The organism is Pseudoxanthomonas jiangsuensis (assembly GCF_010093185.1).
In the GTDB taxonomy this organism is placed as follows: Bacteria; Pseudomonadota; Gammaproteobacteria; order Xanthomonadales; family Xanthomonadaceae; genus Pseudoxanthomonas; species Pseudoxanthomonas jiangsuensis.
The window spans coordinates 1-17,098 of sequence record NZ_PDWL01000001.1 but is presented as its reverse complement, the minus strand read 5'-3'; the positions used below and the strand labels follow the sequence as shown (position 1 = coordinate 17,098).

Genomic DNA, 17,098 nt, shown 5'->3' with positions numbered 1-17,098 from the left:
GACCGGCGGCGCGGATGGAGTCGGACCGTTCCCGGCCGCGGCCGCCTCCATCTCAGAGCCTGATCCGGCGGAACACGGGCTCGGGAATGGCCTTGATCACCTGCATGATCCCCCACCAGAACCACGGCAGGTAGGCCACCGCGCGACGGCGGTCGATGGCACGGACGATCCCGGCCGCGACTTGGTCGGGCTTGGCCCACAGTGCGCCCTTCTTGAACGTGGCGGTCATCGGCGTGTCGACGAAGCCGGGCTTGATCGTGAGCACGTTGATCCCGGCCGGGCGCAGGCGCTGGCCGAGGCCGCTGAGGAAGGCGCTCACGGCGGCCTTGGCGCTACCGTAGAGGTGGTTGCTGGCGCGGCCGCGATCGCCGGCGACCGAGGAGATCACCGCGAGGGTGGCGCCGGCCTGCAGGCGCTGGGCCAGGGCCACGCACAGGGCGATGGTGGAGGTGCCGTTGGTGGCGAACTCGTGCATCGCCACTTCGACCGAGGCATCGCAGGCGGCCTGGTCGGGCAGGGTGCCGTGCGCGACCAGGACCGCGTCCACCCCGCCGAGCGCGCTCCACGCCGCGTCCAGCGCGGCGGCGTGCGCGGCCAGGTCGTTGACGTCGAGCACGGCGGTGCTGGCCTTCGCACCGCGGGTGGCCAGGTCGGCGGCGATCGTCTCCAGGCGCGCGGCCTGGCGGCCGACCAGGTGCAGGGCTGCGCCGCGCGCGGCGTAGCGGCGGGCGGTGGCCTCGGCGATCGCCGAGGTGGCACCGATGATCAGGATGCGTTGCATGGGGACTCCGTGACCCGGCGCCAGAAGCCGGAGGAAAGCCGGGGGTCGAAATAGGATGAAAACGCCTGCCAGCGCGGGTAGGCACGCTGGAAGGAGGCGGCGGACATGCGCGCGTCCTTGGCCGGGTACAGGGCGCCGCCGGCTTCGTCCACGATCCGGTCGAGCCGGTCGAGCAGACGGAAGACCCGCTCGCCGGTGTTGGGGAAATCCAGCGCCAGGGTGGTGCCGGGCCGCGGGAACGACAGCATGCCCGGCGAGGGCAGGTCGCCGAACTCCTTCAGCACCGCCAGGAACGAGCCCTGACCGCTGCGCGCGATCTCCGCCAGCAGGGCGTCGATGCCGGCGCGCGCCTCGCGCGGCGGCAGCACGCACTGGTACTGCAGGAAACCGGCCGGGCCGTACATCCGGTTCCAGTCGCGGATTCCGTCCAGCGGATAGAAGAACGGCAGCAGGTGGCTGGCAAAGCGCCGGCTGCGCGCGGGCTGGCGCCAGTAGTAGAGCGCGTTGAACGGCCGCAGCGAGAGCTTGTTGACCAGCGAGAACGGCGGCGTCAGCGGCATCGCCAGGCCCTTTCCGGGCGCGTGCGGGCGCTCGGCGGCCAGTGCCGGCGCATGGTCGGCGCGGGTGAAGTGGCCGCGGCCGCGGCGGCGGCCGCCGGCCAGGCAGTCGATCCAGGCCACGCCGTACTCGTGACTGGCCGCCGAGCGCGCCGACAGGTCGAAGAATTCGTCCAGCGAGCCGAAGCGGAGGTTCTCCACCTCCAGCGCGGGGCCGGGCACGCGGCGCAGCTGCAGCTCGGCCCAGGTGACCAGGCCGGTCAGGCCCAGGCCGCCGACCGTGGCGGCGAACCAGCCCTCGCCATCGTCGCCGGGCGTGCACAGGCGGCGGCTGCCGTCGCTGCGCAGCAGTTCGAACGCGCGCACATGGTGGCCGAAGCTGCCGGTGCGGTGGTGGTTCTTGCCGTGCACGTCATTGGCGATCGCGCCGCCCACGGTCACGAAGCGGGTGCCAGGCGTGACCGGCAGGAACCAGCCGCGCGGCAGCGCCAGATCGATGATCTGGTCCAGGGTGACGCCGGCCTCGCAGTGCAGCACCCCGCTGGCCGGGTCGAAATGGATGAAGCGGTCCAGGCCGAGCGTGCACAGCAGGGTGCCGTCGGGGTTCAGGCAGCTGTCGCCATAGCTGCGGCCGTTGCCGCGCGGCAGCGCGGTGCCCTCGAAGGCCGGCAGCGGCCGGTCGCGGTCGTGCAGGCCCAGCAGTGCCTGGCGGACCTTCGGATAGCGTCCCCAGGAGCGCCCGGCGTCGCGCATCAGATCGCGCCCAGGACGAACAGGATGCACAGCGCCACCACGACCTGGCTGGTGCGGTCGGTGGCGGCGAACACGATCGGGTCGTCGTGCATGTCGCCGCGGTGGGCGATCACCCAGACCCGGCTGATCCAGTACAGCAGCACCGGGCAGATCAGCCACAGCAGCTTGGGATTGCGGTACAGCTCCAGGCTCTCGGGACTGTTGATGTACAGCGCCAGCACCAGGATGCCGATGTAGCCGGAGGCCGCGCCCAGCGACTGCAGCAAAGGCAGGTCGTCCACCCCGTAGCCGCGCCCGCTGGCGGCGGTCTTGCCGAGGCTGGAGGCGGAGACCAGCTCGGTGTAGCGCTTGACCAGGGCCAGCGAGAGGAAGATGAACATCGAGAACGCCAGCAGCCAGAACGACATCTCCGTGCCGATGGCCACGGTCCCGCCGATGATCCTGACCGTGTAGAGCGCAGCCAGCAGGACCACGTCGATCATCACGATCCGCTTGAGCCGCAGCGAGTAGGCCAGGGTCATCGCGTAGTAGGCCAGCAGCACCAGGGCGAAGCTAGGACTGCACAGCCAGGCCAGGGCCAGGCCGGCCAGGGCCAGCAATGGCGCCACGAACAGCCCGTGCAGCAGCGGGATGCGCCCGGCGGCGAAGGGGCGGTTGCGCTTGCGCGGGTGCAGTCGGTCGGGGGTCAGGTCGAGCAGGTCGTTGAGGACGTAGACCCCGGAAGCGCACAGGCCGAAAGCCAGGAACGCCAGCACCGCATCGCCGACCACTGCCGGCTCGAGGAAACGGTGCGATGCCAGCAGCGGCACGAACACCAGCAGGTTCTTCAGCCACTGGTGCAGTCGCAGGGCCTTCAGCCACGGGCGCAGCCGCGGTTCGGCCGGCCAGTGCGCGTGCACCTGCGTGCAGCGACCGGCGCGCCGCGCCAGGGCCGCGCCGTTGTTGACCACCCAGGCGCCCCCGGCCTGTTCCCATACGGCCACATCGATGCTGCCGTTGCCCGCGTACTCGAAGCCGCGGCTGCCGAAGGCCTCGACCAGGGCCTGGGCCTTGTTGCGCCCGGACAGGTTGCGCCGGCCGTCGCTGGCGATCACCTGTTCGAACAGGCCCAGGTGTTCGGCGATCGGCGCGACCAGGCCGATGTCCGAGGCCGTGCACAGCACCCGCGGCCTCTGTGCGGTGGTCCGCAGCAGCTCCAGCACGCGCGGGTTGTAGGGCAGCGTCTCGGCCGGAATCGACACCCGGCTGGCCAGCTCGCGCTTGAGCGCGGCCTTGCCCCGCAGCAGCCACAACGGCAGCAGGAACAGGTACAGCGGATTGCGCGCCAGCAGCGCCAGCACCGACTCGTACAGCAGGTCGGAGTTGAGCAGGGTGCCGTCGAGGTCGACGCACAGCGCCGGTCCCTTCGGCTCGGCCGGGCGATTGGGGGTGTCCAGCATCCGGAGGTCTGGCCGTCGGGGTTGGCGGCAGATTATACGAGCAGTGTTGAGCCGGTCCTTGAGCCGCTCCTTGCGCCGGCGGGCGCCGGGCCGCGCTACTGCAGGGTGTCGATGACCAGGTCCAGTGCCTTGAAGCCCTCCACGGCCTCCTTGCCCTGCTCGAATGCGGCACGCAGCTCCCCGGGTATCTCGGCCTCCGTATAGACCTGGTCTTCCCGGGTGAGGTAGTAGTCGCTGCCGATGTTGGAGATCCGGTCCAGCCCGCACTCCTCGAAGAAGGTGCAACCCAGGAACAGGTTGTGCACGCGCTGGCCCAGGCCAAGCAGGCTCAGGAGCGAGGGGGCGAAGTCCAGTGAATTCTTGCCGTGCACGTCGACGCTGCGGGGCTGGATTCCCTTCCAGTAGATCATCAGGGGGATGGTGTCCACGAAGTGCATCGGCGTGGCCGGATCGGCGCGCGAGGCATGCGGATCGGGCAGAGTGGAGTGGTCGCTGGTGAACACCAGTACAGTGTTCTCGTGCAGCGGGCTGGACTGGAACCGTTCCAGGAAGACCCCCATGTCGCGGTCGAAGGTATGGAAGCGGTTGAGCAGCTCGTTGCCACCGTCGGCATAGGTGGCGTGGCCATCCAGGAAGGCGTGGGTCTCGAAGTTGTACACGGCCGCGAAGAAGGGTTGCTCGGCGGGCATGGCCTCGAGCTCGTCCAGGGTGGCCTGGAACAGGTGGGCATCGGACAGGTAGGCCGGAAGATGGGTGACCCCGGGCTTGCCTGCCAGGTGGGCCTCGTACAGCGCTTCGCGACCCAGGGTGCGGTCGAAACCCAGGGTCTGGATCATGTTGTTGAGGAATGAATCCTGGGACAGGAAGAACACGCTCTGGTAGCCGTGCGCGCGCAGGATCTCGGCCAGGCTCAGGCGTGAGCCGGCCACCACCTCGGTGCTCACGTCACGCTGCCCGACGCCGTCGCCGGCCTCGGTGAAGCCGCCCCGCTCCTGGTGCCCGGAGGTGAGCTGGCCGCGCAGTCCGCGGAAGGTCGCCGCTGTGTGGTTGAAGTAGTTGTTGAACACCAGCGACTGCGAAGCCAGGCGGTCCAGGTTGGGGGTCAGGCCGGGATTGACCCCGCCATGGGCATTGATCCAGCGCGCCGACATGCCCTCGGAGAAAACCACGATGATGTTCGGCCGAGGCGGCAGGCCGCGGACCAGTTCGGCCGGGAAGGGGGCCTGGTAGGTGGTCTGGCGGCGGAAACGCGCGCGCACCGCGCTGGCCTGGGCCGAATCGAGCCGCGCGCGGGTTCCCAGCTGGCTGTACTTGGCCAGGGAGTGGACAAAGGAAGAGAGCGGCGATTCGCCGCGCTCGACCACGATGCCCCGAGACAGCGACTGGTCGTGGATGAGCAGTGCGTAGGGCGCGGCCACCATGGCCAGGCCCAGGGGCAGGACCCAGGCGCGCATCCGGCCCGGTTGCGCGGCGCGCCAGTGCCAGGCCGCATAGGCGACGAAGGCCACCGTGTAGCCGCCCAGGGTCAGGTAGGCGCCGCGGAAGCTGACCAGGCCTGCGGTTTCGGTGTTGGCGAAGGCGATGGGCGGGATGAAGCCGCCGCTGAGCCAGATGGAATAGAGCTGGGCGGTGTAGACCAGGCCCAGTCCCAGCGGCAGCACCAGGACCAGCAGGCGCAGGAGCCGGAAGCCGATGCCCACGGCGGCGCGGGTAAGCAGTTCCAGCGCGATCAGCTCGCACAGGCACAGGGCGGCCAGGTACATCAGGTCGGCGTGGATCGAGTGGTCCCGCAGACGGACCAGCAGCCCTGCGGTGAAGATGGCGGCGGCGAGCGTGCCCCAGGACGGGAGCCGGGACAGATGGCGCTGTGCGACGTTGATCATGGGGGGTGAGCAGGTTCGCGGGCGAACCCTCCAGCCTCCAGGGAATCCGGTTCCGGGCCGGCAATGTGACACCTGCTGCTGCCATGCTCAACTTTGGTGCCAGCAGAAATCGTTGCATCCGCTCTCTGCAACCGGCCTGCGGAAATGAAAGAACCCGGCTCTGGCGAGCCGGGTTCCGGGTCCTGCGCAAGGCCTGGCGCGGGCCTACAGCGCCGCTTCCAGCTCCGGCAGGATCTGGAACAGGTCGCCCACCAGGCCGATGTCGGCGACCTCGAAGATCGCCGCCTCCGGGTCCTTGTTGATCGCCACGATCGTCCCGGCGTCCTTGATCCCGGTCAGGTGCTGGATCGCGCCGGAGATGCCGATCGCTAGGTACAGTTCCGGGGCGATGATCTTGCCGGTCTGGCCGACCTGCATCTCGTTGGGGCAGTAGCCGGCGTCGACCGCGGCGCGCGAGGCGCCCACCGCCGCGCCGAGCTTGTCGGCCAGGCCGTAGACGATCCGGAAGTTCTCCTCCGAGCCGACCCCGCGGCCGCCGGAAACCACCCGGCGGGCGCTCTGCAGGTCCGGGCGGTCGGAGCTGCCCGCGGCCAGGCCGAGGTAACGGGTGTGCGCTGGCAGGGCGGCCTCGACCGCGACCGTCTCGACCGCGGCGTTGCCACCGCCGGCGGCCTGCGGCCAGGAGGCGGTGCGCACGGTGGCGACCACGGTCTGGCCCGCCGGGGCCTGCACGGTGACGATGGCGTTGCCGGCGTAGATCGGGCGCTGGAAGGTGTATTCGCCCTGCACCGCCATCAGGTCGGAGACCTGGTTCACACCCAGCAGGGCGGCGACCACCGGCATCAGGTCCTTGCCGAAGGTGGTGGAGGGGCCGAACACGTGGCTGTAGCCGGCGGCCAGCCGTGCCACCTGCGGGCCCAGCACCTGGGCCACGGCATGGGCGTTGGCGGGATTGGCGACGGCGAGCACGCGGCCCACGCCGGCGATGTGCGCGGCCTGCGCCGCGACCGCGGCCGGATCGGCGGCGAGCACGGCCACGTCGACGGCTTCGGGCGACAACGCCAGCGCGGCGCTGATGGTGCGGGCGGTGGAGGCGTTGAGCGTGCCGTCCAGGTGTTCGGCGATGACGAGGATCTTGGACATGTTCGATTCCTTGTTCAGAGCAGGCCCTTGGCCTTCAGCGCGGCGACCAGTTCGGCCGCGTCCTTGACCATCACGCCCTTGCTGCGCTTGGCGGGCGGGGCATAGGCGGTGGTCGCCAGCTCCGGGCCGGCGTCCACGCCCAGGTCGGCCAGCGGCAGGGTCTCCAGCGGCTTGCTCTTGGCCTTCATGATGTCCGGCAGCTTGATGAAGCGCGGCTCGTTCAGGCGCAGGTCGGTGGTGACCACCGCCGGCAGGTCCACTTCCAGGGTCTCCAGGCCGGCGTCGACCTCGCGGGTCACGGTGGCCTTGCCGTCGCTCACTTCGACCTTCGAGGCGAAGGTGGCCTGCGGCCGGCCCCAGAGCGTGGCCAGCATCTGCCCGGTCTGGTTGGCGTCGTCGTCGATCGCCTGCTTGCCCAGGATCACCAGGTCCGGCTGCTCCTTCTCCACCAGCTTGAGCAGGGTGCGGGCGGCGGCCAGCGGCTGCACCGGCTGGTCGGTGACCACGTGGATGGCGCGGTTGGCACCCATGGCCAGGCCGTTGCGCAGGTGCGGCTGGGCGTCGGCCGGGGCGATCGTGGCGACCACCACCTCGGTGGCGATGCCCTTGTCGCGCAGGCGCAGGGCCTCTTCCAGGGCGATCTCGTCGAACGGGTTGGGCGAGAGCTTGACGCCCTCGGTGACCACGCCGGAGCCGTCCGGCTTGACCTGGATGCGGACGTTGTAGTCCACGACGCGCTTGTAGGCGACCAGGATCTTCATCGTGCGGGGGTTCCTTCGGAATTCAGGCTGACGGCCCGGCCGCGGCGGCTGGCACGGGGCGGATTGCGGATTTGCCGGGCGATTCTACCGGCCGGCCCCGGTCCGGCGCGACCTGCGGCAGGGCCGGACCGGCCGCCCATGACCCGTCGCCGGCCGGCCATTGCCCGAAGGTACGTGGGGTGGCGCAGCCTGCTGCGGCTAGAATCCGGGGCAAGAGTGACCCCACGAGGACCGCATGGCCGCTTCCAAACTCTACCCGGACGCCGCGTCCGCCCTGGCCGACCTGGTGGCCGACGGCCAGACCCTGGCGGTCGGCGGCTTCGGCTTGTGCGGTATCCCCGAGGCCCTGATCGCCGCCCTGCGCGACTCGGGCGCCAAGGACCTGACCGCGATCTCCAACAACGCCGGCGTGGACGGCTTCGGCCTGGGCCAGCTGCTGGAGACCCGGCAGATCCGCAGGATGATCTCGTCCTACGTGGGCGAGAACAAGGAGTTCGAGCGCCAGTTCCTGGCCGGCGAGCTGGAGCTGGAGTTCAACCCGCAGGGCACCCTGGCCGAGCGCCTGCGCGCCGGCGGCGCGGGCATCCCGGCGTTCTTCACCGCCACCGGCTACGGCACGGTGGTGGCCGAGGGCAAGGAGACCCGCGAGTTCGGCGGCAAGCACTACGTGCTGGAGACCGCTTTGGTGGCCGACGTCTCCCTGGTCAAGGCATGGAAGGCCGACAAGGCCGGCAACCTGGTGTTCCGCAAGACCGCGCGCAACTTCAACCCGGCCTGCGCGATGGCCGGCAAGGTCTGCGTGGCCGAGGTCGAGGAAGTGGTGGAGGTCGGCGCGATCGACCCGGACCAGGTCCACCTGCCGGGCATCTACGTCGACCGCATCGTCCACAACCCGAGCCCCGAGAAGCGCATCGAGCAGCGCACCGTCCGTCAGGAGAACAAGTGATGGCCTGGACCCGCGACGAGATGGCGCAGCGCGCCGCCGCCGAGCTGAGCGACGGCGCCTACGTGAACCTGGGCATCGGCCTGCCGACCCTGGTGGCCAACCACATCCCGGCAGGGGTGGACGTGTGGCTGCAGTCGGAGAACGGCCTGCTCGGCATCGGCCCGTTCCCGACCGAGGACGAGGTCGACGCCGACCTGATCAACGCCGGCAAGCAGACCGTGACCGCGCGCGCCGGCGCCAGCTACTTCGGCAGCCACGATTCTTTCGCGATGATCCGCGGCGGCCACATCGACCTGGCGATCCTCGGCGCGATGCAGGTCACCGCCCGCGGCGACCTGGCCAACTGGATGGTGCCCGGCAAGATGGTCAAGGGCATGGGCGGGGCGATGGACCTGGTGGCCGGGGTCAAGCGCGTGGTAGTGCTGATGGAGCACACCGCCAAGAACGGCGAGCACAAGATCCTGCCCGAGTGCACCCTGCCGCTGACCGGCGTCGGCGTGGTCGACCGGATCATCACCGACCTGGCGGTGTTCGACGTGACCGAGGCCGGGCTGAAGCTGATCGAGGCGGCGCCGGGGGTGAGCGTCGAGGAGCTGAAGGAAAAGACCGGGGTGCCGTTCGCGGGCTGACGGGTTCCGCCACCTTGGCCCGCGCTTACCCGCGGCGTCTTCCCGGGGGACTTAATTCCCCGCGTACGGGTAGCGTGCCGTCGCCGGCGGTTCCGGCTCGCCACACAGGCTGGCCACGCTGGCCACGGTGCTCCCGGCGTCGAGCGCGCACAGCGCGAACACGCGCTCAACGGCGTGGGCCAGGGTGCCGTCGATCTGGCCCTGTTCCGGTTCGAATTCCCATTCGTCCAGGTGCGCGTCCAGCAGCGGGCGCAGCGCTTCCAGCCGCACCCAGAACATGCTGCCGGAGACGAAGCGCGCATCTGTTGGCGGTTCATGCAGGCCCAGGCGGCGCGTCAGGTATTCCACGCCGGCGCGGTTGCCGCCCATGTAGGCGTCCAGCCCGAGGAGGTGCCCTTCCGGGGCGACGATGCCCAGCTGCGGCCGTTCGCGCATGGCCTGCAGGATCCGCGGCGCGCGTGCCGGCGCCAGCAAGCGCTCCAGCAGTTCGCGCCGCCAGCGGTCGCCGTCGTCGCGGTGGCGGGACTTCTTGGTGTGCAGCTTGAGCACGATCCCGGTCCCCGCATCCAGCAGTTCGCCGGCCGCGCGCAGGAAGGGCAGGATGTCGCGGCCGTGGTTGGCGCCGGTGAGGATCCGTGCCTGGAGTCCGTGGGCGCCGAGGGTGGCCTGGACTTGGGGCCGCAACTCGTCCGTGGTGGTGATCCACAGGTCGAACTCCACGCGACTGGCGCCGATCGCCACCAGGATCTCGTCCAGCGCGTCCAGGTCCCAGGCGTGGACCAGGCAGGCCGGGCGACCGGAAACCGGCGCGGCCGGGACCAGCGCGTCGCGGGTGGCCTGCAGCCAGGCATGGCCGAGCCGCGTATCCGGTTCCAGCACCGCGCCTTCGGCCCATTCGTTCCAGGCGTTGATGAACACCAGGCGGTCGCTGGCCGGAACCTGCGCCAGTCGCGTGTGGACGGTCCCGCGCAGCCAGTCGCGGTAGCGGCGCGGCGAAGCGTGCAGGTAGGTGCGCCCCCGGCCGGGGCGCCGCGGTTCGTTGTCCCAGCCGCAGTTCACGCCCGGGAACAGGCGATGGCCGGGCAGGGGGCGGTGCAGGTAATCGGCGGCCAGTTCGCGCCAGTCCAGGACCTGGCCGCGGTAGCCATCGTCCAGCAGGCGCTGGTGCGCGGTGATGGTGCCGGGGCTGGACAGGTTCGGCGGGAATTCGACTGCGGCATCGAAGCCGATCTGGCCCGGATCGGGGCGTTCGAAGCCCTGCACGTAGGCCAGCACGATCTCGCCGATGCCGTTGTCCAGGCACCACTGCCGCCAGCGCGCGGCCGTGGCCTTCGCATCGGGCAGCAGGCCCGGCCGGTAGACCAGCAGCAAGGGCTTGCCGTCCACCCGCAGGTAGCGTGGATCGCGCAGGTAGCGGGCGGCATGGGCGATGAAGGCCAGGTCGTCCCCGGCGCTGTGCCGCTGGGCGATCAGCACGTCCTGTTCGCGGCCGTCCCAGCGCCGCGACCAGTTCTCGTTGGCCCAGCACAGGCAGAACGGCAGCTCGATCGAGGCGTCGGCCAGCCACTGTTCCAGCGGCGATTCCAGCAGGGTCTTGCCGCCGAACCAGTAGAAATAGAAGCAGAACGCGCCGATCCCGTATTCGCCGGCCAGCCGGGCCTGGTCGCGCATCACCTGCGGGTTGCGCAGGTCGTAGAAGCCCAGGTCGGCCGGCAGGCGCGGCTGGGCGTGGCCTTCGAACTGCGGCAGGGCGCGGACCACGTTGCGCCATTCGGTGAAGCCCTTGCCCCACCAGGCGTCGTTCTCCGGGATCGGGTGGAACTGCGGCAGGTAGAACGCGACCAGCTTCGCCGGCAGCGGATCGGGCAGGGGTTCGCGGCGGTACGGGACGTGTCCCAGCGCGGGCAGGTCGCTGCGCACCCGCGCCCGCCGCGTAGATCCGCCCGCGGAAGCCTGCCCGCGCGGGCCCTCCGGCACCAGGCCGGGGAACCGGCCGAGGACGCGCTGGCGCCAGCGATCGCGGGCGCCTTCGTCCAGCGGCAGCAAGCGGAAGCCGGTCCGCAGGAGGCCGAAGGCGGCGTGTTTCAGGCGTTCCCGCAGCGTCCGGCTCATGCGCTGGATCGGCTCACAGATTCTGGTAGTTGGGCCCGGCGCCGCCTTCCGGCGTCACCCAGGTGATGATCTCGTACGGATCCTTGATGTCGCAGGTCTTGCAGTGCACGCAGTTGGCGGCGTTGATCTGCAGGCGGCGGCCCGTGCTGCCGTCGGCCGCGGTCTCCTCGACCATCTCGTAGACCCCGGCCGGGCAGAAGCGGGTGCAGGGATTTGCGTATTCGACCGTGCAGCGCTCCACGCAGATCGAGGTGTCGGCCACCTTCAGGTGCACCGGCTGGTCCTCGTCGTGCTCGGTGGCGGCGTAGTACACGCCTTGCAGGCGGTCGCGCGGGGCCAGGCTGCGCTCGAGGTAGTCGCGCCTGGGCTGCTCGTGCTCGCCGACCTTGTCCAGGCTGGACCAGTCGGCCTTGCCTTTCAGCGTCCACGGCGAGGCACCCTTGAGCGCGGTCTCCCAGGCGGCGTTGGCCAGGCCGAACCACAGGCCCTTCTTGAAGCCAGGCTTGATGTTGCGCACCTGCTTCAGCTCGGCCACCGCCTCGGAGCCGCGCAGCTTCGCATCGAAGCCGGAAGGCCGCAGCGCATTGCCGGCCAGGTGCTCGGCGGCGAGCATGCCGCTGCGGATCGCCTGGTGGGTGCCCTTGATCTTGGGCACGTTGAGCAGGCCGGCGGTGTCGCCGATCAGCAGGGCGCCGGGCATCTCCACCTTCGGCAGGGCCTGCCAGCCGCCGGTGACGATCGCGCGGGCGCCGGCCGAGAGGATGCTGCCGCCTTCGAGCAACGGCTTGACCGTCGGATGGTTTTTCCACTGCTGGAACGCTTCCCACGGCTTGTACTGCGGGTCGCGGTAGTCCAGGCCGCTGACGTAGCCCAGTGCGAGCTGGTTGTTCGGCAGGTGATAGAGGAAGCTGCCGCCGTAGGTATGGCTGTCGGCCGGCCAGCCCAGGCTGTGCACGATCTTGCCCGGCACGACCCGGCCTTCGGGCACCTGCCACAGCTCCTTGATTCCGATCGAATAGCTCTGCGGGTCGCTGTCGGCGTCCAGGCCGAAGCGCTTGACCAGGCGCTTGGTCAGGTGCCCGCGCGCGCCCTCGGCCAGCACGGTGACCTTGGCGTGGATGTCGATGCCGGCGGTGTAGCCGGGCTTGTGGCTGCCGTCCCGGGCGATGCCCATGTCGCCGATGCGCACACCCAGCACGGTGCCGTCCTCGGCGTGCAGGGTCTCGGCGGCGGCGAAGCCGGCGTAGATCTCCACGCCCAGGGCTTCGGCCTGCGGCGCCAGCCAGGCGCACATCGCGCCGAGGCTGACGATGAAGTTGCCGTGGTTGCGCATGCCCGGCGGCACCACCGGGAACCTGCGGCCGCCATCCTTGGTCAGGAACCAGAACTCGTCCTCGCCGGCCGGCACGCACACCGGCGGCGGATTGTCGCGCCAGCCGGGCAGCAGCGTGTCCAGGGGGCCGGGCTCGATCACCGCGCCGGACAGGATGTGGGCGCCGACGGTGCTGGCCTTCTCGATCACGCAGACCGAGATCGCCGGATCGAGCTGCTTGAGCCGGATGGCGAAGGCCAGGCCGGCCGGGCCGGCGCCGACGGTGACGACGTCGTACTCCATCACGTCGCGTTCGATCGCGTCGGCACTGGCTTGGTACTGCGACATCCCTGGCTCCGGCTGGCTGCGATGGCTGGCCGGGCATTTTCGGGGTTCGGCGCGGGCGGGGCAAATCGGCCGGAAACCGTACGCATCGCCGGCTCCTACAATGGGACGCCATGGAATGGACCGATTTCCCGCTGCCCGATGCCGAACTGCGCTTGGCCCGCGGCTGGCTGGCGCCGGAGGCCGCGGCCACGCTGATGGAGGCCCTGCTGCGCGAGGTGCCGTGGGAGGTCCACCACGTCCGCCTGTTCGGGCGGCAACTGCCGTCGCCGCGGCTGAGTTGCTGGATCGGCGATCCGGAGGCCAGCTACCGCTACTCGGGCAGCCGCTTCCAGCCGCGGCCCTGGATCCCGGCGCTGGCCGCCCTGCGCGGGCGCCTTCAGGACGAACTGGGCCAGCCGTTCAACAGCGTGCTCGCCAACCGCTACCGCAGCGGGGCCGATGCGATGGGCTGGCACAGCGACGACGAGCCGGAACTGGGTCCGCGGCCGCTGATCGCCTCGCTGAGCCTGGGTGCGACCCGGCGTTTCCTGCTGCGCCGGCGCGACGATCCGGGGCAGCGGCTGGCGCTGGACCTGGAACCAGGCAGCCTTCTGCTGATGGGCGGCGACACCCAGCGCCACTGGAAGCACGCCTTGCCGCGCACCGCGCGCCCGGTGGGCGAGCGCATCAACCTCACCTTCCGCCAGATCTTTCCCGTCTAGGCGCGGGCAGCTAGCGCCGCGGATGCGCCTGCGCGTCGGCCTGGCCCTGGACCAGGGTCCAGCCGGCGACCTCGCCGCTGATCGCCGACAGCGCCTGGCCGAAGGCCGCGGCGACACTGGCGGTGGCGGTGTCCGCGGCCGGCCGGACCTGGGTGAAGGTGCGGCTGGCGACGATCCGCTGGTCGCGGCTGTCCAGCAGCTTGGCGCTGATCTCGATGGCCGCCGCCGGCGAAGCGCCGCCGGCGTAGTCGGCCTCGAAGCGGCGGATGTCCATGGCCAGGCGGTAGTCCGAGCGCAGCCCGGTGGACAGGCGCCCGACCGCGGCGATCCTGCCCGAGTCCTCCAGCGCCCGCAGCACGGCGGTCTCGACCTGGTCGGTCGGCGGCTGCGCCCAGGCGGCGCCACGGTAGACCTGCAGTTCGCCCGGCACCGGGCGCACGCCGATGCGCGGGCTGTCGACCAGACGCGAGGCATTGGGCCGGGCGATGGCCAGCTGCCAGTCCACCTGCGGCCAGGCCGGGTCGGGCGTGACGTTGACCTGCGGCGAGTAGATCGTCACCGGATCGCGCTGCTTGCCGCCGAGGATCGAACAGCCGGCCAGCAAAACGGCCGCGGCCACGGGCAGGCAGGCGCGCAGCAGGCCGGGCGCAGCCGGCAGGGAAAGGGGCGTCGGCTTCATTCCGGCTGGAACTCCTTGGGGGCATCGCGGCCGAGCAGGTAGCGCGTGGGGTTGTTCTCCAGGCGGTCGCTGATCTGGCGCAGGTCGCGGATCAGGCCGCGCAGTTCGGTCAGGGTCGGGCCGAGCTGGCCCAGGCCTTCGTTGGCGAAGCTGTTGATGGCCGCGCGGTTCTCGCCGAGGATCGCATCGGCATTGCCGGCGGCCGAATCCAGCCGCGCCAGGGTCGAGTCCAGCTTCTCCACGATCCCGGGCAGCTCGCGCACCAGGTTCCGGTCGAGCCTCTGCATGGTGCCGTTGGTGGTCTGCAGGGTGGCGTCCAGGCTGCGCGCGGCGTCGCGCGCGCTGACCAGCAAGGCCTCCATGCCCTGGTCCTGGTTGGCCAGGCTGCCGCTGATCTTCTCGATGTTCTCCAGGGTGCGGCCGATGTGGGCCACGTTCTGGTCGCTGAGCACCTGGTCCAGGCGCTCGACGATGCGGTTGGCGGTGTCGGTGATGTTCTGCAGGGCCGAGGGCGAGGTGGCGATCACCGGGGTCTCGCGGTGGTCCACCGCGGTCAGCATCGGCGCGCCCGGGGTGCCGCCGGTGAGCTGGATGATGGCCGGGCCGGTGAGGCTGGTGATGGCCAGCTTGGCCCGGGTGTCGGTCTTGATCGGGGTGGTCGCATCGGCGCGGATGACCGCCACCACCCGCCGCGGGTCGTTCGGGTCCAGCGACAGCTTGTCGATCGAGCCGACCGCGATGCCGTTGTACTGCACCGGGCTGCCGGTGGACAGGCCGGTGACCGCCTCGTCGAACACGATCTGGTAACGCTGCCAGCTGCGTTCGGAGGAGTACTTGGCGGCCCACAGGCCGAACAGCAGAAGCGCCACCGACACCACCAGGGTGAAGGCGCCGATCAGGACGTAGTTGGCCTTGGTTTCCATGGATCAGTCCGTCTCCGGGGCGATGTCCGGCCTGGCGTGCGCCTGGCGCGCGTCGCGCGCGGCGCGGGCGCGCGGGCCGTGGAAATACTCCTGCACCCACGGGTGGTCGAAGCGCTCGACCTCCTCCAGCGGTGCGTTGATCACCACCTTGCGGTCGGCCAGCACCGCCACCCGGTCGCAGATAGCGTACAGGGTGTCCAGGTCGTGGGTGATGAGGAACACGGTCAGGCCCAGCGCCTCCTGCAGGGTCGCCAGCAGGCGGTCGAAGGCGGCCGCGCCGATCGGGTCCAGGCCGGCGGTGGGCTCGTCCAGGAACAGCAGGGGCGGGTCCAGGGCCAGCGCCCGGGCCAGGCCGGCGCGCTTGCGCATGCCGCCGGACAGCTGCGAAGGCAGCTTGTCGATCGCCTCGGCCGGCAGGCCGGCGAGCTTGACCTTGAGCAGGGCCAGTTCGTAGCGCCAGCTGTCGGGCAGTTCCGGATGGTGCTCCTTGAGCGGGACCTGCACGTTCTCGCCCACGGTCAGCGAGGAGAACAGGGCCCCGTCCTGGAACAGCACCCCGGTGTTGCGCTCGATGTGGCGGCGGGCCTGGACGTCGCCGTCCAGCGCATCGGCGCCGAGCACCCGGATGCTGCCGCCGGCCGGTCTCTGCAGGCCCAGGATCGAGCGCATCAGCACCGACTTGCCGGTGCCCGAGCCGCCGACCACGCCCAGGATCTCGCCGCGGCGCACGTCCAGGTCCAGGTCCTCGTGCACGGTCTGGCTGCCGAAGCGGTTGGCCAGCCCGCGGACGCAGATGGCGGCTTCGCGGCCATCAGCGTCGTGATTGGAGATTCGTGATTGGTGATTCGTAAAAGCAACAGCTGGGTCTCCAGCGGCCTGGTCGTTGTCTTTTCGCTTTTTCGAATCACCAATCACCAATCACCAATCCATGTGCATGAACCACAACGCGGCCAGCGCGTCGATGATGATCACCAGCGAGATCGTCTGGACCACGCTGGAGGTGGTGCGTTCGCCCACCGACTGCGCCGTGCCCTCCACCCGCAGCCCCTCCAGGCAGCCGATCAGGCCGATCACCATGGCGAACACCGGCGCCTTGGACAGGCCGACCAGGAAGTGCCGCACCTCCATGGTCTCGTGCATCCGCGCCAGGTACATCTGCGGCGGGATCTCCAGGTCGAACGCGCCCACGGTCACGCCGCCGGCCAGGCCGGCCATCATCGCCACGAAGGTCAGCAAGGGCAGCATCACCAGCAGCGCGACCAGGCGCGGGATCACCAGCAGGTCGACCGGGTCCAGGCCCAGGGTGCGGATCGCGTCGATCTCCTCGCGCGCCTTCATCGCCCCGATCTGGGCGGTGAAGGCCGAAGCGGTGCGGCCGGCCAGCACGATCGCGGTCAGCAGCACCGCGAACTCGCGCAGGAAGGCGATGCTGACCAGCTCGACCACGAAGATCTCGGCGCCGAAATCGCGCAGGATGGTCGAGCCGAGGAAGGCGATCACCGCGCCCACCAGGTAGGACAGCAGCGCCACCAGCGGCACCGCGTCCAGGCCGGTCTGCTCCATGTGCGAGACGGTGGCGGTCAGGCGGAAGCGGCGCGGCTCCTTCAGGGTGCGTGCCAGCTTGACCAGGTTCTCGCCGGTGAAACCGACCAGCTGGACGATGTCGCGCACCACCGCGTGGGTGGCCCGGCCCATGCGCTCGAGCGCGGCGGCGAAGCCATAGTCGCGCTTGCGCCGCGGGCGGTCGTCGGCCACGTCCTCGATCACCTGGACCAGGGCCGCGTGCTCGTCGCTGAAGTGCAGGGCCTCGCCGTCCAGGGCGCGGCGGCGGGCGTAGCGGGTGATCTGCATCACCCCGGCCGAATCGAGCCGGTCCACGCCGCTGGCGTCGATCCAGCCCACGTCCTCGGGCAGCTCGCGCAGGCGCTCGCCGACGGCGAGGGCGTGGGCCAGGGTCCAGTCGCCGGACAGGCGAATGCGGCCGGGGGCGTCCGGGGCCTGCTGCCAGCGGGGCGGGGTCGGGTTCGGGGCGCGCCAGGGGCGGGGCGGAGCGGACCGGGCAGCGCCGGGGGGGGTGGGGGGGGGGGGGGGCGGCGCGGGCCCGGCGTTTGTACCCAGACGGCGCGGGGCG

General features: G+C 70.7%; 15 protein-coding genes. 3 read left to right on the top strand and 12 right to left on the bottom strand.

Annotation, left to right across the window (positions count from 1 at the left end; translation table 11 throughout):
• Positions 1-52 precede the first annotated feature (52 nt).
• The 6 genes from CSC62_RS00075 to CSC62_RS00050 form a co-directional block, all read right to left on the bottom strand.
• Complete coding sequence (locus CSC62_RS00075) at positions 53-781, bottom strand: SDR family oxidoreductase (protein ID WP_162404121.1); 729 nt, start codon at positions 779-781, stop codon at positions 53-55.
• Positions 766-2,091, bottom strand: coding sequence for an FAD-binding oxidoreductase (locus CSC62_RS00070; protein ID WP_162404120.1), 1,326 nt, complete (start codon positions 2,089-2,091; stop codon positions 766-768). Before CSC62_RS00070 ends, CSC62_RS00075 begins: the two co-directional genes overlap by 16 nt.
• Positions 2,091-3,530: a UbiA family prenyltransferase gene (locus CSC62_RS00065; RefSeq protein WP_162404119.1), complete on the bottom strand. Its 1,440-nt coding sequence runs from the start codon at positions 3,528-3,530 to the stop codon at positions 2,091-2,093. The genes CSC62_RS00070 and CSC62_RS00065 overlap by 1 nt, the downstream gene beginning before the upstream one ends.
• Positions 3,531-3,625: 95 nt before the next feature.
• Positions 3,626-5,413: an LTA synthase family protein gene (locus CSC62_RS00060; RefSeq protein ID WP_162404118.1), complete on the bottom strand. Its 1,788-nt coding sequence runs from the start codon at positions 5,411-5,413 to the stop codon at positions 3,626-3,628.
• A gap of 204 nt (positions 5,414-5,617) precedes the next feature.
• Entirely contained in the window at positions 5,618-6,556 is a 939-nt protein-coding gene (locus CSC62_RS00055; protein ID WP_162404117.1) for an electron transfer flavoprotein subunit alpha/FixB family protein, read from the bottom strand.
• 14 nt (positions 6,557-6,570) lie between these two features.
• Positions 6,571-7,317: an electron transfer flavoprotein subunit beta/FixA family protein gene (locus tag CSC62_RS00050; protein ID WP_162404116.1), complete on the bottom strand. Its 747-nt coding sequence runs from the start codon at positions 7,315-7,317 to the stop codon at positions 6,571-6,573.
• A 235-nt stretch (positions 7,318-7,552) separates the two neighbouring features.
• On the opposite strand from CSC62_RS00050, the gene CSC62_RS00045 reads away from it, so the two are divergent.
• Together CSC62_RS00045 and CSC62_RS00040 are read left to right on the top strand one after the other, a co-directional pair.
• Positions 7,553-8,263 carry a CoA transferase subunit A gene (locus tag CSC62_RS00045; RefSeq protein ID WP_162404115.1) on the top strand — a complete coding sequence of 237 codons (711 nt, stop codon included), beginning with the start codon at positions 7,553-7,555 and terminating at the stop codon, positions 8,261-8,263.
• Complete coding sequence (locus CSC62_RS00040) at positions 8,263-8,892, top strand: CoA transferase subunit B (RefSeq protein WP_162404114.1); 630 nt, start codon at positions 8,263-8,265, stop codon at positions 8,890-8,892. The genes CSC62_RS00045 and CSC62_RS00040 overlap by 1 nt, the downstream gene beginning before the upstream one ends.
• 51 nt (positions 8,893-8,943) lie before the next feature.
• On the opposite strand, the gene CSC62_RS00035 is transcribed toward CSC62_RS00040, so the two are convergent.
• Both CSC62_RS00035 and CSC62_RS00030 read right to left on the bottom strand, forming a co-directional pair.
• Positions 8,944-11,004 carry a glycoside hydrolase family 99-like domain-containing protein gene (locus tag CSC62_RS00035; protein WP_162404113.1) on the bottom strand — a complete coding sequence of 687 codons (2,061 nt, stop codon included), beginning with the start codon at positions 11,002-11,004 and terminating at the stop codon, positions 8,944-8,946.
• A gap of 13 nt (positions 11,005-11,017) precedes the next feature.
• Positions 11,018-12,664 (bottom strand): electron transfer flavoprotein-ubiquinone oxidoreductase, encoded by a 1,647-nt coding sequence (locus CSC62_RS00030; protein WP_162404112.1) that lies wholly within the window; start codon positions 12,662-12,664, stop codon positions 11,018-11,020.
• A gap of 110 nt (positions 12,665-12,774) precedes the next feature.
• Between CSC62_RS00030 and CSC62_RS00025 the strand changes: the two genes are divergently transcribed.
• Complete coding sequence (locus CSC62_RS00025; RefSeq protein ID WP_162404111.1) at positions 12,775-13,365, top strand: alpha-ketoglutarate-dependent dioxygenase AlkB family protein; 591 nt, start codon at positions 12,775-12,777, stop codon at positions 13,363-13,365.
• Between the two features lie 10 nt (positions 13,366-13,375).
• On the opposite strand, the gene CSC62_RS00020 is transcribed toward CSC62_RS00025, so the two are convergent.
• The 4 genes from CSC62_RS00020 to CSC62_RS00005 all read right to left on the bottom strand — a co-directional run bounded on the left by CSC62_RS00020 (position 13,376) and on the right by CSC62_RS00005 (position 16,944).
• Positions 13,376-14,044: an ABC-type transport auxiliary lipoprotein family protein gene (locus tag CSC62_RS00020; protein ID WP_162404110.1), complete on the bottom strand. Its 669-nt coding sequence runs from the start codon at positions 14,042-14,044 to the stop codon at positions 13,376-13,378.
• Positions 14,041-14,967 (bottom strand): MlaD family protein, encoded by a 927-nt coding sequence (locus CSC62_RS00015; protein ID WP_162404109.1) that lies wholly within the window; start codon positions 14,965-14,967, stop codon positions 14,041-14,043. The genes CSC62_RS00020 and CSC62_RS00015 overlap by 4 nt, the downstream gene beginning before the upstream one ends.
• Before the next feature lie 3 nt (positions 14,968-14,970).
• Complete coding sequence (locus CSC62_RS00010; RefSeq protein ID WP_162404371.1) at positions 14,971-15,798, bottom strand: ABC transporter ATP-binding protein; 828 nt, start codon at positions 15,796-15,798, stop codon at positions 14,971-14,973.
• Between the two features lie 87 nt (positions 15,799-15,885).
• Entirely contained in the window at positions 15,886-16,944 is a 1,059-nt protein-coding gene (locus CSC62_RS00005; protein ID WP_246194102.1) for an ABC transporter permease, read from the bottom strand.
• Between the last annotated feature and the right edge of the window lie 154 nt (positions 16,945-17,098).